Origin of the sequence: Aestuariivita sp., from assembly GCF_021404545.1 — a bacterium.
Taxonomy (GTDB): domain Bacteria; phylum Pseudomonadota; class Alphaproteobacteria; order Rhodobacterales; family Rhodobacteraceae; genus Aestuariivita.
In genome coordinates this window covers 51,965-66,334 of the sequence record NZ_JAAWWD010000060.1, presented here as the reverse complement: position 1 = coordinate 66,334, position 14,370 = coordinate 51,965, and the positions used below count along the sequence as shown (strand labels likewise).

The following is a 14,370-nucleotide window of genomic DNA, read 5'->3' as shown; positions in this document are numbered from 1 at the left end:
GATCCAGCCATTTCAAAAAGGACAAGACCCATGTTCGACACGATCCTGATTGCCAACCGGGGCGAGATCGCTTGCCGGGTGATGCAAACGGCACAAGCCATGGGCGTGCGCTGTGTCGCGGTTTATTCGGACGCGGATGCGGGGGCTAAACATGTCGCCATGGCCGATCTTGCCGTCCAGATCGGGGGCGCAGCTCCTGCCGAAAGCTATCTGCGGGGCGACCGGATCATTCAGGCCGCGTTGGATACGGGCGCGCAGGCGATCCACCCCGGTTATGGTTTTCTTTCGGAGAACCCCGATTTCGTGGAGGCTGTCGCGGCGGCGGGCCTGACCTTTATCGGCCCCTCCGCAGAGGCAATCCGCGCCATGGGCCTCAAGGATGCGGCCAAGAAACTGATGGAGGAGGCAGGCGTGCCCGTCGTGCCGGGCTATCACGGCGCCGATCAGGATCCCGGCCATCTGGAGGTTGAGGCCGCGCAGATCGGCTATCCGGTGTTGATCAAGGCGGTGGCGGGCGGTGGCGGCAAGGGCATGCGCAAGGTGGATGCACCCGAAGCCTTTGTCAGCGCGCTGGAAAGTGCCAAGGCCGAGGCGCGCACCGCCTTTGGCAATGACGCGGTGCTGATCGAGAAATTCGTCGACACGCCCCGCCATATCGAGGTGCAGGTCTTTGGCGACGGCACCCGCGCGGTGCATTTGTTTGAGCGGGACTGCTCGCTCCAGCGGCGCCACCAGAAAGTGATCGAGGAGGCCCCCGCGCCGGGCATGACCCCCGAGATGCGCGCCGCGATGGGACAGGCCGCCGTGCGCGCGGCCGAGGCGATCGGGTATAAGGGGGCCGGAACCATCGAGTTTATCGTCGATGGCTCGGACGGGCTGCGCGCGGACGGGTTCTGGTTCATGGAGATGAACACCCGCCTTCAGGTCGAGCATCCCATCACCGAGGCGATCACGGGCGTCGATCTGGTGGATTGGCAGTTGCGGGTGGCTTCCGGTGAGCCGTTGCCTGCCACGCAAGACGATTTGCGGATTACCGGCCACGCCTTTGAGGCGCGGCTTTATGCCGAGGATGTGCCCAAGGGGTTTTTGCCCGCCACCGGTACGCTGGCGCATCTGGCGTTTCCGCCCATCGCCCGGTCCGACAGCGGCGTGCGCGCGGGCGATGCGATCAGCCCTTGGTACGATCCGATGATCGCCAAGGTGATCACCTATGGATCCACACGGGCGGTTGCGCTGACCCGCATGGCGCAGGCCTTGCGCGAAACCGAAGTGGGCGGGACGGTGACCAACCTGGCGTTTCTGGGCGCCTTGGTCGATCACGCGGGCTTTGCCGCGGGCGATGTGGACACAGGGCTGATCGACCGGGATCTCGAGGCTCTGGTGGCCGAGAACGCGCCGGCGGTGGCCGATATCGCCTGGGCGGCGATCGTTGCGGCAGGTCTGGAGTGGCCCACGACGGATGCGGGGTTCACGTTGTGGCACAGTTTGCGGCGCGCGATCCCCTTGCGGCACGACGATCAGGACATTGCGGTCGAGCTGGAAGTGCACACCGCCACGGCCATCGACGTTCATGTGGGAGAAACGGTCGTGGCTGCGCGGCATGGCGATGCGGGCTGGCGCCTGGATGGCGCATCCGCTCCGCGCGCGGCGGTCGTCGGCGGACAGGTGTTTGTTTTCGCGCAATATGGCCTGGCTTTTGATATTGTCGATCCGCTCGACCGGGCGACGAGTGCCGCGGGCGATGGCAATGTGATCGAGGCGCCGATGCCTGGCCTGGTCAAGGCGCTTTACGCGACCCCGGGTCAGAACGTGAATGCGGGCGACAGGCTGGCGGTGCTCGAGGCGATGAAAATGGAGCACGCGCTGCTGGCGGCGCGCGACGGTGTGGTGGCCGAGGTTCTGGCGGCCGAGGGCGCCCAGGTCGAGGCCGGCGCTGCGCTGGTCCGGCTCGAGGAGGAGGATGCGGCGTGAAGGGGCTCGCTCTTATCGGCTTTGAGCACAGCGTCTATACCCGTGCGGTGCGGATGGCGCTGCATGAAAAAGACCTGGCCTACGACTATGACGAGGTAGACCCGTTCACGCCGGCGGGTCAGGCGGCCCTGGTCGGAATGCACCCTTTTGGCCGGGTCCCGGTGCTGCGCCATTACGCGTTCGTGCTTTATGAGACAGCGGCGATCCTGGGTTATCTTGATGACGGTTTCGATGCGCCGCCGCTTTGGCCCAAAGGGGCCAAGGCGCGCGCCCGCGTGATACAGGTTGAGGGCATCGTCGACAGCTATCTCTACCAGCCGCTGGTCCGGCAGGTGTTCTCGCACGGGATCTATCTGCCGCATCTGGGAGAGTCGGCGGATCCCGAAACCGTTGCGGCGGGTTTGGCCGCGTCCGGCACGGTCCTGGATGCGCTCGAAGAGATCGCGGGCGCGGGCCTTGTTCTGAACGGGCGCGACATCACCCGCGCCGATTGCCATCTGGCCCCGATGATCGACTATTTCGCGGCCCTTCCGGAGGCGCGCGCTCTGCTGGAGGCGCGGCCCGCGCTCGCGCATTGGTTCGGTTCCATGGCGGAACGGGGTTCGTTTGCCCAGACGCGGCCCGATTTCATGGACCGGCTTGTCGGCACGGACTAATCCGGCGGGTCGGCGCAGGACGTTTCATCTACGATGGGAATGGCAATGGCAGAATATGTTGAGATCTTCGAAGTGGGTCCCCGCGACGGCTTGCAGAACGAAGCCCGAGATATCCCGGTGGCCGAAAAGATCGCGCTGGTCGACCGGTTGAGCGAGGCCGGGTTCCGCCGCATCGAATGCGCAAGTTTTGTGAGCCCGAAATGGGTCCCGCAAATGGCCGGAAGCGCGGATGTGCTGGCGGGAATCACCCGCGTGCCGGGCGTGTCCTATGCCGCGCTGGCGCCCAATATGCGTGGATTTGAAGATGCGGTCGCGGCCAAGGCCGATGAAATCGCCATTTTCGGCTCGGCCAGCGAGGGGTTCTCGCGTGCCAATATAAACGCAACGATTGCCGACAGCCTGGAGCGGTTCAGACCGGTTGCGCAGGCGGCTCGGGCAATCGGGATGCCGGTCAGGGGATATGTGTCCTGTGTGACAGACTGCCCCTATGACGGGCCGGTTGCGCCGGATCAGGTGGCGCGTGTGGCGGCCGCGCTTTTTGCCATGGGGTGCTACGAGATCAGTCTGGGCGATACGATTGGCAAAGGCACACCCGAAACGATTCGCGCAATGCTGTGCGCGGTCGAGCAAGAGATCCCGGTGGACCGGATCGCTGGGCACTATCACGATACCGGGGGCAAGGCGCTCGACAATATCGACGCGTCGCTGGAGAGGGGGGTGCGGGTGTTTGATGCCGCTGTCGGCGGGCTGGGCGGGTGCCCTTATGCGCCCGGAGCTGCGGGAAATGTTGCGACAGAGGCGGTGGTCGCGCATCTGAGCGATCGGGGATATGAAACCCGGCTCGACATGGACGTCATCGTGGCGGCAGCCGGAATGGCACGCGCGATGCGCAGCTGAAAACTCTTCGCAGAAGAGTATTGGCAAGAGCGCATGTTCGACAAATATTTTAGGGAGAGCCAGGATGGACGGGTTCGAGACGATTTCGATTGACGTGGATGGGCGCGGGGTGGCGACGCTCACCTTGAACCGCCCCGACAAGCATAACGCGATGTCGGCGCAGATGCTGGCCGATCTGACCCAGGCCACACAGCAATTGGGGGCGGATGCGGATGTGCGTGTGGTTGTGCTGACCGGCGCGGGCAAAAGCTTTTGCGCGGGCGGCGATCTGGGCTGGATGCAGGCGCAGATGGCCGCCGATCCCGACACCCGCGCGCGGGAAGCGGCAAAGCTGGCCCAGATGCTTCAGGCGCTCAACACCCTGCCCAAACCGCTGATTGGTGCGGTGCAGGGCAATGCTTTTGGTGGCGGGGTCGGCATGGCCTCGGTCTGTGATATCGCGATTGGCGTCGATCACCTGAAAATGGGGCTGACAGAGACGCGGCTGGGTATCATTCCAGCGACCATCGGGCCCTATGTCATCGCGCGGATGGGCGAGGGGCGGGCAAGGCGGGTCTTTATGAACGCACGCCTGTTCGGTGCGGATGAGGCCGTTACACTGGGTCTTCTGGCGCGCGTCGTGCCCGCCGCCGATCTGATGACGGCAGTCGAGGCCGAGGTCGCGCCTTACCTTTCCTGCGCGCCCGGGGCGGTTGCCGCCGCCAAGGCATTGGCCCGCGATCTGGGTCCCAGGATCGATGAGCAGACCATCGCAATGACCATCGCGGCACTCAAGACCAGATGGGAGACCGACGAGGCGGTTGAAGGCATCACCGCATTCTTTGACAAGCGCAAGGCGAACTGGATGAGCTAGCGGACCCTGCAGGCTCATCTAAGAGCTGCTGGCAAGGTCAGAGCACATACATGGCAAACAGGATATTGGGCGCCGCAAAGGCAAACAGGATGCAGAATTTCTGCGCCGCCCGCGCCACCCGCCCAGGTGCGCTGCTGCCATCGGTTGTCCCCACCATCGCGGCGGCGGTCAGCATCACGGCATACCCGTTTTGCTGCTTGCGGCGCTTGTCGGCATCCAGTGCGCGGACAGCCCGCAGATAGGTCTCGCTATGGCGGGGCTCTGCCGCCTCGCTGGCGATGCCGATATGGGTATCTTTCATGATGTGCTCTCCTTTGAAACGCGCGATTTAGGCCGTTTGCCCCCGTCGTCAAACATCCGCCGGAACAGCCCCTTAAATCGTATCATCGCCTTGCCACCCTCATCGGCCGGCAAAGCTAGCCGCCGATCCTTTCAATAGCGTTACGGTTGCTCCGGGCTGCGCCGCCGGACGGGGATCCGCGGACATCCCGCATCGGCGGCGGCCTACGTTGCGCCCACTTGGGTCGGCAAATGCGCAGCCATGCTTTGTCGGAGTGGCGACGCCGCCGTTCCGCGCATGTCTGAGCCACATTGTGGCGTCCGCAAAGCAGCTCTTCTTGCATGACATCGCGTAAAGTCAGCAGAGATGCAAAGACAGCCCGTGGGCGGGCAGCACTGGGGGCTCTGCCTCTGGTCGCGGTTCCCCAAAGCCCTCCGATAACCTGCTCTGACGACCTCGCCGCACCCCGGTTTGGCGCTATGTTGTTAATCTCTCTTAACGGCAACGCATGGTTTGTGATCACAAAGTCTGAAATGCGTCAATTCAGCCGTGTTTCTCACCGCTGCCCCCCGTTGACGCCTCTGGCAACGGGGGCTACACCCAAATTCAGCCAAGTCACTTGTTGACTGCGCACGCCGCATTCATGGCGTGCCCTGATAAGGAGCCACCTCGTGGAAGAGATGCTGAGGGAATACCTCCCCATTCTCGTGTTCCTGGCCGTTGCCATCGGCCTCGGCCTTGTTTTGATCCTTGCCGCCGTCGTCCTGGCTGTGCGCAATCCCGACCCCGAAAAAGTCTCGGCCTATGAATGCGGATTCAACGCGTTCGACGATGCCAGGATGAAATTCGACGTCCGTTTTTATCTCGTCTCCATCCTTTTCATTATCTTTGATCTGGAGATTGCGTTCCTGTTTCCCTGGGCGGTGAGCTTCGGCGATCTCAGCGATACGGCGTTTTGGTCGATGATGGTGTTTCTGGGCGTCCTGACTATCGGGTTCGCCTATGAATGGAAGAAAGGGGCCTTGGAATGGGAGTGATGACAGGAGCCAACACCGCAGCCCCCGACCGGGAGGTGGCGACCCAGGACCTGAACCGCGAATTGCAGGATAAAGGCTTCCTGCTGACTTCCACCGAAGACATTATCAACTGGGCGCGGACCGGGTCCTTGCACTGGATGACCTTCGGTCTGGCCTGTTGCGCGGTCGAGATGATGCATACGTCGATGCCGCGCTATGATCTTGAACGCTTTGGCACCGCGCCGCGCGCATCCCCGCGCCAGTCGGATCTGATGATCGTGGCCGGCACGCTGACCAACAAGATGGCGCCCGCGCTGCGCAAGGTTTACGACCAGATGCCCGAGCCGCGCTATGTCATCTCCATGGGCTCCTGCGCCAATGGCGGGGGATACTACCACTATAGCTATTCGGTGGTGCGTGGCTGTGACCGCATCGTGCCGGTGGACGTCTATGTGCCGGGCTGTCCACCCACGGCCGAGGCTCTGCTTTACGGTATCATGCAATTGCAACGCAAAATCCGGCGCACCGGCACAATTGTGCGGTAAGGAGGGCAGATGTCTGACGCATTGACCGAACTGGGTGCCTATATCGAAGCCAAACGTCCCGATTGCGTGATTGCATGGGATGTAACGCATGACGAGCTGAATGTCGATGTGGCGCTGTCGAACATTGTGGGGTTCGTCGATTTTCTGAAAGGCGACGCGACCTGCCGGTTTTCCACCCTGGTGGATATAACCGGCGTGGATTATCCCGAACGGCCCAAGCGGTTCGACGTGGTCTATCATTTCCTGTCGATGTACCAAAATCACCGCATTCGCCTGCGCGTGGGCGTGCGGGAAGAGGATATGGTGCCCTCGATCAGCGATGTGCACCCTTCGGCCAACTGGTTCGAGCGGGAGGTGTTCGACATGTTCGGCATCCTGTTCTCGGGCCACCCCGATTTGCGCCGTATCCTGACCGATTACGGCTTTCGCGGCTATCCGCTGCGCAAGGATTTCCCGACCACGGGCTATACCGAAGTGCGCTATGACGAGGCGCAGAAACGGGTTGTCTATGAACCGGTCAGCCTGGTTCAGGAGTACCGCCAGTTCGATTTCATGAGCCCCTGGGAAGGGGCGGAATACATCCTGCCCGGCGATGAAAAGAAAGAGGAGGCCAAGTAATGGGTGGCTTCATCTGGCTGATCAGCGCGCTGACCACGATCCCGATGCTGAAACTGCTGCCGCATTTTGGCATCAACAAATACTGGGCTGCGGCTTGTTTGATCCCCATCGGGGTGCCGGTGCTTGCATGGTACATGGCCGTCAAGCTGCAAGAGTTGGAGAAACGCTGATGGCCGAGACCACGCAACTGAGCGGATCGTGCATGTGTGGCGCATGTTCCTTCACCGCAACGCCATCCGGCCAAGGGGCCGGCGCGTGTCATTGCGGCATGTGCAGGCATTGGTCCGGCGGGATTTTCATGTCCGTGGATTGCGGCAATTCGGTGGAGTTTGCCGAGGGCTCACCGGTCAAATCCTACAAAGCGTCGGACTGGGGTGAGCGTCTGTTTTGTGGTGAGTGCGGTTCCTCACTCGTTTGGCAGCTACAGGACGGCTCGATGCAGAACGCGTCGATCCAGTGCTTTGACAAGCCCGGTCAATTCGACCTTAGTGTCGAGGTTTTCATTGACAACAAGCCCGCAAATTATGCGCTGGCCGGAGAGCGCAATACCATGACCGAGGCAGAGGTTATTGCGCTGTTTGCGCAGAATGCGGAGGGCCAGTCGTGATGGACGGTTCCAAAGGGTTCGATGACGCCCTAACGGGTGAACAGAAAATCCGCAATTTCAACATCAACTTTGGCCCGCAACACCCTGCCGCGCATGGTGTTTTGCGGCTGGTGCTTGAGCTGGACGGCGAGATCGTCGAACGCTGCGATCCGCATATCGGCCTTTTGCATCGCGGCACCGAAAAACTGATGGAGAGCCGGACCTACCTCCAGAACCTGCCCTATTTCGACCGGCTGGACTATGTCGCGCCGATGAACCAGGAACATGCCTGGTGTCTGGCCATCGAACGGTTGACTGGCGTCGAGGTACCGCGCCGCGCCTCGCTGATCCGGGTGCTTTATTCCGAGATCGGGCGCGTGCTGAACCACCTGCTGAACGTGACCACGCAGGCGCTGGACGTGGGGGCGCTGACGCCGCCGCTCTGGGGGTTCGAGGAACGCGAGAAGCTGATGATCTTTTACGAGCGGGCCTGTGGCGCGCGGCTTCACGCGGCCTATTTCCGGCCCGGTGGCGTGCATCAGGATCTGCCTGATGAACTGCTCGACGATATCGAGGAATGGGCGATTGAATTCCCCAATCTGCTCAACGATATTGACGGGCTCTTGACCGAAAATCGCATCTTCAAGCAGCGTAACGCCGATATCGGTGTGGTGACCGAAGAGGATATCCTCAACTACGGCTTTTCCGGTGTGATGGTGCGCGGTTCGGGTCTGGCTTGGGATCTGCGGCGCGCGCAGCCCTATGAATGTTATGACGAGTTCGATTTCCAGATCCCTGTGGGCAAGAACGGCGATTGCTATGACCGCTACCTCTGCCGGATGGAGGAGATGCGCCAATCGACCTCGATCATCCGCCAGGCCATTGTGAAACTGCGCGAGGCCACTGGCGATGTGCTGGCGCGCGGCAAGATTACCCCGCCGCCCCGGTCGGAGATGAAGACCTCGATGGAGGCGCTGATCCATCACTTCAAGCTTTACACCGAAGGCTTCCACGTGCCCGAGGGCGAGATCTATGCCGCCGTCGAGGCGCCCAAGGGCGAGTTCGGTGTGTATCTCGTGGCCGATGGCACGAACCGGCCCTACCGCGCCAAGATACGCGCGCCGGGGTTCTTGCATATGCAGGCGATGGATCACATCAGCAAGGGCCATCAACTCGCCGATGTCGCAGCGATTATTGGTACGCTCGATGTGGTGTTCGGGGAGATCGATCGGTGAACTGGGGTCGCCTTTACTCGATACTCAAGGGCATTGCCGGGCTATCGGGGCTGATGGCGTTTATTGGCTTTACCTATACCTATTATAACGATGTACAGGCCCGGCAATCTGCGCAAGCCAGATCTTGGCAGGCCGTGGAGATCTTTGCCTTGGTCTTGGAGTCCGGCGAGAGCGGGCTCTCGCTGGAGGAGTTGGTCACCGGCGTGCAGCGATCCATGATCGAGGGCCGTGCGTTCACATCGATCAATCCCGATGTGGCCACTGAGAAACAAGTTCTTGGCGGTATTATCGAACTTGCCTCCAAGAACTCGATCATAATGGGCACAGACAACAACTATCGTGTGCCATTGCAATTCGCGACCATGCTTGGCAACGAGGCCGAAGCGGCACGCGTTCGGAACCTTCAAAACGATGTGCTCGCTCTTGTGAACAACAACCCCGCAAAGTTTAGCAGCGATGAGCTGCGCGATCACCTGCGACGTCAAGGTGCATCTGAGTTGGACATACACCGAGCCGTCATACCGCTTTTGTTGTCCGGTCCTTGGGGGCCCCCGATGTTGGTTGCAAGCAACACCGGAGCCTCTGAGGCGAACCTGCCCCGTTACGAACAAAAGCTTGAACTGTTGAGATAGATTATGCTCCGCCGTCTTCACCCTGATCAACCCGATGGTTTCGCCTTCAGCCCCGCCAATCTGGCCTGGGCCGAGGCGCAGATCACCAAATATCCCGAAGGCCGTCAGGCCTCTGCGATCATCCCGCTGTTGTGGCGTGCGCAGGAACAGGAGGGCTGGCTGACCCGACCGGCCATCGAAGCGGTCGCGGAGATGCTGGACCTGGCCTATATCCGGGCGCTTGAGGTCGCTTCGTTCTACTTCATGTTTCAGCTGCAACCGGTTGGATCGGTGGCACATATTCAGATCTGCGGCACCACCTCCTGCATGATCTGCGGGGCCGAGGATCTGGTGGCGGTCTGCCGCGAGAAAATCGCGCCCAAACCGCATCAATTGTCAGCGGATGGGACGATGAGCTGGGAGGAGGTCGAATGCCTGGGCGCCTGCGCCAACGCGCCGATGGCCCAGATCGGCAAGGATTATTACGAGGATCTGACCGCCGAACGCTTCGCCGAAATGCTCGACGAGCTGGCCGCGGGCAAGGTGCCGACTCCGGGCTCGCAGATCGGACGCTTTGCCTCCGAACCGGCCAGCGGACTGACCTCTCTCAAGGAGTTCGACAGCGGGCACACGAAATACAACGCATCGGTGCAACTGGCTGCTGACATCGGCGACACGATCAAGCGGATCGATGGCACCGAAGTGCCGCTGATCACGCCCTGGCAAGGCAAGGCGGCCAATGCCGATGGCAAGCCCTCCGCGGCGGCCAAACCGGCTGCTGCGGCTCCTGCGGATGCAACAGGCGTTGTCAAGCAAGCCGCACAGGCGCAGTCGACAGCCAAGCCGCCCTCGGCCTCGGATCCTGTGGATGAACAGGAACCCGCGATGCTGAGCGCCGCGCGTTCGGATGGGGCGGATGATCTGAAATTGCTCAAGGGTGTCGGCCCGAAACTCGAGCAGACGTTGAACGCTCTGGGGGTCTATCATTTCGACCAGATCGCAGACTGGACCGAGGCCGAGGTGGCCTGGGTCGATACGCGGTTGAAGTTCAAAGGGCGGATCGAACGGGACGGTTGGATCGACCAGGCCCGAACCCTCGCGGATGGGGGTGAGACGGAATTTTCCAAAGCCAAGCAAAAAGGCGGTAAGACGGAGCAGTAAACACAGCGAACCGGGAGAGGGAAAGACATGAACAAGACTTCGGATAAGCTTATCTGCACGTTGGGCTGTTGGGCGGTTGCATCGCTCAGCGGTTTTCTGGCAGCCGCCCTGCTGATCGTGGCGGCGGACTGGACCTTCCTGCAATCTATGTTCATTGCCGCTCTGATCTTCTTCGTGGCGGGCGCGTTGTTAAGCTGGCTCATCTGCAAGCCGCTTCCTCCGATCGGAACGGTCAATCCGCACGGGGCCAAGCGGGCGGTTGCGCCGCAGCCAGCCGCGCAATCTGCACCGGCACAGGCACCGGCCACAGCGGAGGTCAAATCCTCGCAATTGCCCGGTGAGGCGGAACTGGCCGAACGTAAAGGCACCTGGTCTTTCGAAGGGTCCGGCAATACATCTGACGCGACCACTGAAAGCCAGCCCGAGACGCTTGTCGGCGCGCGTGACGGCCGCGCCGATAATCTCAAGCTTCTCAAAGGGGTGGGTCCGAAACTGGAGCAAACCCTGAACGAGCTTGGGTTTTTCCATTTCGACCAGATCGCCAAATGGACCGAGGCCGAGGTGGCTTGGGTCGATACGCGGTTGAAATTCAAAGGCCGGATCGAACGGGACGGCTGGATCGAACAGGCGAAAATTCTGGCCGCCGGCGGCGAGACCGAATTTTCCAAACGCAGCAAATAGGACCGTCCGAGAGGGCGGATAGAACGACATGAGCGCCGAGCAAGACAAGCAGATCGCAGCCAAGGGTCGCCACATCGGGTTGGTGATCGCGGGCACAATGGTGATCTGGCTTGTCGCTCAGTTCATCGGGGGGCAGATGGGATGGCCAGGGCGGTTCGCCCTGCTGTTCGATTTCTTCGCTCTGGCCGCGCTGATCTATGCGGGCGTCAATATTGTGCAACTCCGGCGGATGCGCCGGGACAGCAAAGGGTAATCGGCAGATGCTGAAAGACCAGGACCGGATCTTTACCAACCTTTACGGCATGCATGACCGTACCCTGGCAGGCGCACGGGCGCGCGGCCATTGGGACGGCACGGCGGATCTGATCAAGAAGGGGCGCGACTGGATCGTCCAGCAAATGAAGGACAGCGGCCTGCGCGGCCGCGGCGGGGCGGGCTTTCCCACCGGTCTGAAATGGTCCTTCATGCCCAAGGAGAGCGATGGGCGGCCCAGCTATCTGGTGGTCAATGCCGACGAGTCCGAGCCCGGCACCTGCAAGGATCGCGAGATCATGCGGCACGATCCGCACACCCTGATCGAAGGGTGCCTGATCGCCAGCTTCGCGATGCAGGCCAACGCCTGCTACATCTACATTCGCGGCGAATATATCCGCGAGAAAGAGGCGCTCCAGATCGCCATTGACGAGGCGTATGACGCGGGCCTTCTGGGCAAGAACGCCGCCGGATCGGGCTGGGATTTCGATCTCTACCTGCATCACGGCGCGGGTGCCTATATCTGTGGTGAGGAAACCGCCCTTCTGGAGAGCCTTGAAGGCAAGAAGGGCATGCCGCGTATGAAACCGCCGTTTCCTGCGGGCGCGGGGCTTTATGGCTGCCCCACCACGGTCAACAACGTGGAATCCATTGCCGTTGTGCCCACCATCCTGCGGCGCGGCCCGGAATGGTTCGCGGGCTTTGGCCGCCCCAATAACGCGGGCACCAAGATCTTTGCGATCTCGGGCCATGTGAACAATCCCTGTGTGGTCGAGGAGGCGATGTCGATTTCCTTCGAGGAGTTGATCGACAAGCATTGCGGCGGCATCCGCGGCGGCTGGGACAACCTCAAGGCGGTGATCCCCGGCGGCTCCTCGGTGCCATGTGTGCGCGGCGAGAACATGAAAGACGCGCTGATGGATTTCGATTACCTGCGTGGTGAGCTGGGCAGTGGCCTGGGCACGGCCGCGGTGATCGTGATGGATCAGAGCACGGATATCATCAAGGCGATCTGGCGGCTGTCGAAATTCTACAAGCACGAAAGCTGCGGCCAGTGTACCCCCTGTCGCGAGGGCACCGGCTGGATGATGCGGGTGATGGAGCGGTTGGTGACCGGAGAGGCGGAGGTCGAGGAGATCGACATGCTGTTCGACGTCACCAAACAGGTCGAGGGCCACACGATCTGCGCCCTGGGAGACGCGGCAGCCTGGCCCATTCAGGGTCTGATCCGCAATTTCCGGGATGAGATCGAAGATCGTATCAAACACAAACGCACCGGCCGCTCCAGCGCCGTGGCGGCGGAGTAGGCGCAATGAAGCTGACCGATACCCAAGACAGGATCGAAGCAGTCGATGCAGGGCTGTCTGGCTCGGTTTTTCGTGATGTCGATCTCTCGGCATCGACGTTCAGCGATGTGAACCTGGCCGGGTCGCGGTTCGAGAATGTTAACCTCGGTGACGTAGATATCTCGGACGCGAACCTGACCGGTATGCGCATCCGGGGCATTCTGGTCAGTGATCTGCTGTCCGCTTATGAGGGACAGTCATGACGGCGGCTGAAATGCACCTGGCGGAGTTGAATATTGGCCGTCTGTTGGCGCCGACGGATGATCCTCGCGTGGCGGAATTCATGGAAAACCTCGACCGGATCAACGGGCTGGGCAAACGCATGCCGGGTTTCGTCTGGATGATGGAAGGTTCCGGTGAACCGGGTACCGGAAATACCGAAAACGCTATTGGCGATGACCCGCAAGCAGTCGCCAATCTGACCGTATGGCAAGACGCGCCCAGCCTGGAAAAATTTGTTTGGGGCACCATCCACAAGCGGTTCTATGAACGGCGGCAAGAGTGGTTCGAGGTTCTGGGCGCCATGCATTTCGTGATGTGGTGGGTGCCCGCCGGTCACCGGCCCAGCCTGGATGAGGCGTTGGCACGGTTGGAGCACCTCAAGGCCCATGGGGACAGTGAGCATGCGTTTGGCTGGTCGCATCTGAAAGACAGCGACATGTGGCGCACCCATCAATGCGCCCCGGTGGCAGCGGAGTGAGTGTGATGAAACCCTTGATCCTGATGAGTTTGGCCCTGGCGCTTGTGGCCGGTTGCACGGCGCGCGACGACCGCGTCCGCTTTGATGGGGAGGTGTTTCGCGGCAAGGCGTCCCATGATCGGGACGACCGTCGCAAGTTCACCGTAGAGGTTTCGCCGGTCTCGGCATCGCTTGATGGTGCGCGCGAAGCGGGGCGGTTTGAAGGCATCAAGTACTGCATCAACGAATATGGCACCTCGAATATCGAGTGGAGTGTCGGCCCCGACACCGATCCCGCAGCGCTGGTGATCGAACGTGACCGGCTAAGTTTCGCGGGGATGTGCAAACGGTGACGCGGCGGGTGACATATCCCTGCCGGTCGGCGTCCCTGTTATTGCATAACGGTGGCGGTATGCATTTGCGTGCCCTCTTTGATCCGCAAAGAGGTGACCTATGATCGGATTGTTCAAACCGGTGGCGATTGCCGCGACGCTCTGTCTCGCGGTCAGTTCGGTCGCGGCGGCCAAACCGCCCCTGCGCGAGGTGGCGCAGGTGGATGACGGGCTGTTTCAGGTGGCTGTGGCCAATGTGATCCGCAAGCGCTGCGACAGCATCGACGGGCGCCTCTTCAAGGCGATTGGCGTGATGCAGGACATCAAGAACCACGCGCTGTCGCTGGGGTACTCGGATGCCGAAATCGACGCCTATGTCGACAGCCGGGCGGAAAAGGATCGGATGATCGCGCGGGGTGCGGCGCTTTTTGAGGCCCGGGGGGTAAACCCGGACAACCCTGACGATCTGTGCCGGATGGGCCGGGAAGAGATCGCCAAGAAAAGCGCCATCGGGGCGTTGTTGCGGGCCCGATGAGGGGGGCGGCGACATATCTTGCTGGCCTGCTCGGCAACCATGCGCGTGATCCGGCGTATCGCGCGACCGGGCGCCATTGCGCGGCACAGTTCGGCGCGGCGGAACACATCACAGAC

General features: G+C 61.5%; 20 protein-coding genes. 19 read left to right on the top strand and 1 reads right to left on the bottom strand.

What is annotated here, in order from left to right; genetic code table 11:
* Positions 1 to 30 precede the first annotated feature (30 nt).
* The 4 genes from HEP69_RS17980 to HEP69_RS17965 all read left to right on the top strand — a co-directional run bounded on the left by HEP69_RS17980 (position 31) and on the right by HEP69_RS17965 (position 4,377).
* Complete coding sequence (locus tag HEP69_RS17980; RefSeq protein ID WP_290559873.1) at positions 31 to 1,971, top strand: acetyl/propionyl/methylcrotonyl-CoA carboxylase subunit alpha; 1,941 nt, start codon at positions 31 to 33, stop codon at positions 1,969 to 1,971.
* On the top strand, positions 1,968 to 2,627 hold the full coding sequence (locus tag HEP69_RS17975; RefSeq protein WP_290559872.1) for a glutathione S-transferase family protein: 660 nt from the start codon (positions 1,968 to 1,970) through the stop codon (positions 2,625 to 2,627). Before HEP69_RS17980 ends, HEP69_RS17975 begins: the two co-directional genes overlap by 4 nt.
* 45 nt (positions 2,628 to 2,672) lie before the next feature.
* Positions 2,673 to 3,524 carry a hydroxymethylglutaryl-CoA lyase gene (locus HEP69_RS17970; protein WP_290559871.1) on the top strand — a complete coding sequence of 284 codons (852 nt, stop codon included), beginning with the start codon at positions 2,673 to 2,675 and terminating at the stop codon, positions 3,522 to 3,524.
* A 64-nt stretch (positions 3,525 to 3,588) separates the two neighbouring features.
* A complete protein-coding gene (locus tag HEP69_RS17965) occupies positions 3,589 to 4,377 on the top strand; it encodes a crotonase/enoyl-CoA hydratase family protein (protein ID WP_290559870.1) in 789 nt (262 codons plus the stop codon).
* Between the two features lie 37 nt (positions 4,378 to 4,414).
* On the opposite strand, the gene HEP69_RS17960 is transcribed toward HEP69_RS17965, so the two are convergent.
* Entirely contained in the window at positions 4,415 to 4,678 is a 264-nt protein-coding gene (locus tag HEP69_RS17960; RefSeq protein WP_290559869.1) for a hypothetical protein, read from the bottom strand.
* Positions 4,679 to 5,328: 650 nt separating this feature from the next.
* Between HEP69_RS17960 and HEP69_RS17955 the strand changes: the two genes are divergently transcribed.
* From HEP69_RS17955 to HEP69_RS17885, 15 genes are all read left to right on the top strand, one after another.
* Positions 5,329 to 5,694, top strand: coding sequence for an NADH-quinone oxidoreductase subunit A (locus tag HEP69_RS17955; protein ID WP_290559868.1), 366 nt, complete (start codon positions 5,329 to 5,331; stop codon positions 5,692 to 5,694).
* Complete coding sequence (locus HEP69_RS17950) at positions 5,685 to 6,218, top strand: NADH-quinone oxidoreductase subunit B (RefSeq protein WP_290559867.1); 534 nt, start codon at positions 5,685 to 5,687, stop codon at positions 6,216 to 6,218. Before HEP69_RS17955 ends, HEP69_RS17950 begins: the two co-directional genes overlap by 10 nt.
* A 9-nt stretch (positions 6,219 to 6,227) precedes the next feature.
* Positions 6,228 to 6,836 (top strand): NADH-quinone oxidoreductase subunit C, encoded by a 609-nt coding sequence (locus HEP69_RS17945; protein WP_290559866.1) that lies wholly within the window; start codon positions 6,228 to 6,230, stop codon positions 6,834 to 6,836.
* Entirely contained in the window at positions 6,836 to 7,006 is a 171-nt protein-coding gene (locus HEP69_RS17940; protein ID WP_290559865.1) for a hypothetical protein, read from the top strand. Before HEP69_RS17945 ends, HEP69_RS17940 begins: the two co-directional genes overlap by 1 nt.
* The gene (locus HEP69_RS17935) at positions 6,964 to 7,443 is read left to right on the top strand and encodes a GFA family protein (RefSeq protein WP_366111577.1); all 480 of its coding nucleotides are present in this window, start codon (positions 6,964 to 6,966) and stop codon (positions 7,441 to 7,443) included. The genes HEP69_RS17940 and HEP69_RS17935 overlap by 43 nt, the downstream gene beginning before the upstream one ends.
* Positions 7,443 to 8,657: an NADH-quinone oxidoreductase subunit D gene (locus HEP69_RS17930; RefSeq protein ID WP_290559864.1), complete on the top strand. Its 1,215-nt coding sequence runs from the start codon at positions 7,443 to 7,445 to the stop codon at positions 8,655 to 8,657. The genes HEP69_RS17935 and HEP69_RS17930 overlap by 1 nt, the downstream gene beginning before the upstream one ends.
* Positions 8,654 to 9,289 carry a hypothetical protein gene (locus tag HEP69_RS17925; RefSeq protein ID WP_290559863.1) on the top strand — a complete coding sequence of 212 codons (636 nt, stop codon included), beginning with the start codon at positions 8,654 to 8,656 and terminating at the stop codon, positions 9,287 to 9,289. Before HEP69_RS17930 ends, HEP69_RS17925 begins: the two co-directional genes overlap by 4 nt.
* A 3-nt stretch (positions 9,290 to 9,292) precedes the next feature.
* Entirely contained in the window at positions 9,293 to 10,429 is a 1,137-nt protein-coding gene (locus tag HEP69_RS17920) for an NADH-quinone oxidoreductase subunit E (protein WP_290559862.1), read from the top strand.
* A gap of 27 nt (positions 10,430 to 10,456) precedes the next feature.
* Positions 10,457 to 11,110 (top strand): hypothetical protein, encoded by a 654-nt coding sequence (locus tag HEP69_RS17915; RefSeq protein WP_290559861.1) that lies wholly within the window; start codon positions 10,457 to 10,459, stop codon positions 11,108 to 11,110.
* 28 nt (positions 11,111 to 11,138) lie between these two features.
* Positions 11,139 to 11,363 (top strand): DUF5337 domain-containing protein, encoded by a 225-nt coding sequence (locus HEP69_RS17910; RefSeq protein WP_290559860.1) that lies wholly within the window; start codon positions 11,139 to 11,141, stop codon positions 11,361 to 11,363.
* Positions 11,364 to 11,370: 7 nt separating this feature from the next.
* On the top strand, positions 11,371 to 12,669 hold the full coding sequence (gene nuoF, locus HEP69_RS17905) for an NADH-quinone oxidoreductase subunit NuoF (RefSeq protein ID WP_290559859.1): 1,299 nt from the start codon (positions 11,371 to 11,373) through the stop codon (positions 12,667 to 12,669).
* A gap of 5 nt (positions 12,670 to 12,674) precedes the next feature.
* Complete coding sequence (locus tag HEP69_RS17900; protein ID WP_290559858.1) at positions 12,675 to 12,911, top strand: pentapeptide repeat-containing protein; 237 nt, start codon at positions 12,675 to 12,677, stop codon at positions 12,909 to 12,911.
* Complete coding sequence (locus tag HEP69_RS17895) at positions 12,908 to 13,408, top strand: DUF3291 domain-containing protein (RefSeq protein WP_290559857.1); 501 nt, start codon at positions 12,908 to 12,910, stop codon at positions 13,406 to 13,408. The genes HEP69_RS17900 and HEP69_RS17895 overlap by 4 nt, the downstream gene beginning before the upstream one ends.
* A 5-nt stretch (positions 13,409 to 13,413) precedes the next feature.
* Positions 13,414 to 13,740: a hypothetical protein gene (locus HEP69_RS17890; protein WP_290559856.1), complete on the top strand. Its 327-nt coding sequence runs from the start codon at positions 13,414 to 13,416 to the stop codon at positions 13,738 to 13,740.
* Between the two features lie 100 nt (positions 13,741 to 13,840).
* Positions 13,841 to 14,254, top strand: coding sequence for a DUF5333 domain-containing protein (locus HEP69_RS17885; protein WP_290559855.1), 414 nt, complete (start codon positions 13,841 to 13,843; stop codon positions 14,252 to 14,254).
* Positions 14,255 to 14,370: the final 116 nt, after the last annotated feature.

Bases quoted from the DNA above. Each gene is read 5' to 3' on its own strand.
- HEP69_RS17980 (WP_290559873.1), top strand. From the start codon at position 31: ATGTTCGACACGATCCTGATTGCCAACCGGGGCGAGATCGCTTGCCGG.
- HEP69_RS17970 (WP_290559871.1), top strand. From the start codon at position 2,673: ATGGCAGAATATGTTGAGATCTTCGAAGTGGGTCCCCGCGACGGCTTG.
- HEP69_RS17965 (WP_290559870.1), top strand. From the start codon at position 3,589: ATGGACGGGTTCGAGACGATTTCGATTGACGTGGATGGGCGCGGGGTG.
- HEP69_RS17960 (WP_290559869.1), bottom strand. From the start codon at position 4,678: ATGAAAGATACCCATATCGGCATCGCCAGCGAGGCGGCAGAGCCCCGC.
- HEP69_RS17950 (WP_290559867.1), top strand. From the start codon at position 5,685: ATGGGAGTGATGACAGGAGCCAACACCGCAGCCCCCGACCGGGAGGTG.
- HEP69_RS17945 (WP_290559866.1), top strand. From the start codon at position 6,228: ATGTCTGACGCATTGACCGAACTGGGTGCCTATATCGAAGCCAAACGT.
- HEP69_RS17940 (WP_290559865.1), top strand. From the start codon at position 6,836: ATGGGTGGCTTCATCTGGCTGATCAGCGCGCTGACCACGATCCCGATG.
- HEP69_RS17935 (WP_366111577.1), top strand. From the start codon at position 6,964: ATGGTACATGGCCGTCAAGCTGCAAGAGTTGGAGAAACGCTGATGGCC.
- HEP69_RS17930 (WP_290559864.1), top strand. From the start codon at position 7,443: ATGGACGGTTCCAAAGGGTTCGATGACGCCCTAACGGGTGAACAGAAA.
- HEP69_RS17920 (WP_290559862.1), top strand. From the start codon at position 9,293: ATGCTCCGCCGTCTTCACCCTGATCAACCCGATGGTTTCGCCTTCAGC.
- HEP69_RS17915 (WP_290559861.1), top strand. From the start codon at position 10,457: ATGAACAAGACTTCGGATAAGCTTATCTGCACGTTGGGCTGTTGGGCG.
- HEP69_RS17910 (WP_290559860.1), top strand. From the start codon at position 11,139: ATGAGCGCCGAGCAAGACAAGCAGATCGCAGCCAAGGGTCGCCACATC.
- nuoF (WP_290559859.1), top strand. From the start codon at position 11,371: ATGCTGAAAGACCAGGACCGGATCTTTACCAACCTTTACGGCATGCAT.
- HEP69_RS17900 (WP_290559858.1), top strand. From the start codon at position 12,675: ATGAAGCTGACCGATACCCAAGACAGGATCGAAGCAGTCGATGCAGGG.
- HEP69_RS17895 (WP_290559857.1), top strand. From the start codon at position 12,908: ATGACGGCGGCTGAAATGCACCTGGCGGAGTTGAATATTGGCCGTCTG.
- HEP69_RS17890 (WP_290559856.1), top strand. From the start codon at position 13,414: ATGAAACCCTTGATCCTGATGAGTTTGGCCCTGGCGCTTGTGGCCGGT.
- HEP69_RS17885 (WP_290559855.1), top strand. From the start codon at position 13,841: ATGATCGGATTGTTCAAACCGGTGGCGATTGCCGCGACGCTCTGTCTC.